This is a genomic window from Leisingera sp. F5, from assembly GCF_001593695.1.
In genome coordinates, this window is sequence record NZ_LUKH01000947.1 from 1 (window position 1) to 1,429 (window position 1,429).

Genomic DNA, 1,429 nt, shown 5'->3' on the forward strand with positions numbered 1-1,429 from the left:
GTATCCGGCAGCATCACCAGCAGCACCGAACCTTCCGGCGCGGTCTCCGCCACTTTGATCGCCGCTGCCAGGCTGGCGCCGCCGGAAATCCCGGTCAGGATGCCTTCCTCAGCCGCCAGCCGCTTGGTCCAGGCAATGCTCTCCTCGCCGTTCACCGGCTCCAGCGCATCGAAATAGCCCCTGTCCAGAGCCTCCTGCAGCACCAGCGGGATGAAATCCGGGGTCCAGCCCTGGATCGGATGCGGGTTAAAGGCCGGATGCGTCGCCGCAGGCTCGCCTTCACCGTTGCGCGCCTGCGCCTCACCCGACTGCACCAGTGCGGCATTGGACGGCTCGCTGAGGGTGATCTTCAGCTCCGGGCGCGCGCCCTTCAGCACCCGCCCCAGGCCGCTCACCGTGCCGCCGGTGCCATAGCCCAGCACCATATGATCCAGCCGCTGCCCCTCGAAATCCCCCAGGATCTCCCGCGCAGTTGTGCTCTCATGAATGTCGGCGTTGTCCTTGGTCTCGAATTGATGCGCCAGGAACCAGCCGTTTGCTTCGGCCAGTTCCTTGGCCTTCACTACCATGCCAACTGCCTTGTCTTCCTTGCGGGTCAGCACCACCTTGGCGCCCAGCATCCGCATCAGCCGCCGCCGCTCGACCGAGAACCCGTCGTGCATGGTGATCACCAAAGGATAACCCTTGGCGGCGCAAACCATGGCAAGGCCAATGCCGGTGTTGCCGCTGGTCGCCTCCACCACGGTCTGACCCGGCTTCAACCGCCCCTCGCGTTCGGCGGCCTCGATGATGTTCAGCGCCAGCCTGTCTTTCACCGATCCCGCTGGATTGAACGCTTCGAACTTCACGTAGATGGTCACATGATCCGGCGCAATCCGGTTCAGCCGGATCGCGGGCGTGTTGCCCACGGTTTCCAGGATCGAGCCATACAGCCGCCCGCGGCCTTCAGTTGTGTAAATCATCGTCGTTCCCCCGTTCCTGTGTGCTCAGATTGCAATAGACGCCCCAAACATATGCCCATCCTCGCTCCGCCGATCAAGGAGAGGCCACCGTAGCCGCGCATGGGAAGACAGATGTTCAAGGCGTTCCGTCCAAAGCAGAACCAAATGCCCGCCCGCGGCCCGGAAGCAGCAGGATACCAGGCCAGTCCGTCTGAGAAAGGAGTATAATTCCCAGGTACTTACCCGTCGCTATTGACGCAAAAAAGGGGCGCCGGACCGCCCCCTTCATCTTTTCATAAATACTCAAATCCCACGGCCGGCACCAGATGTCTCACTCTGCCGAAGGAGACCCTGCAGGCACCACCTGATCCATATTGACCGACGGCTGATCGCAGCCCGCCTCGCCGACAATCTTCGCCGGAACACCGGCAACCGTGGTGCAAGGCGGAACTTCCTGCAGCACCACCGACCCGGCGGCAATGCGGCTG

The 1,429-nt window shown here is 62.8% G+C and carries 1 protein-coding gene and 1 pseudogene; both read right to left on the reverse strand.

Going from position 1 to position 1,429, the window contains the following annotated elements; all coding sequences use genetic code 11:
* Positions 1 to 962: PLP-dependent cysteine synthase family protein (locus A2I95_RS37720; RefSeq protein ID WP_291737556.1), on the reverse strand; the 962-nt coding region annotated here is incomplete at its 3' end.
* Positions 963 to 1,272: 310 nt separating this feature from the next.
* Positions 1,273 to 1,429, reverse strand: a pseudogene (locus tag A2I95_RS37725) (serine O-acetyltransferase); the annotation flags it as partial.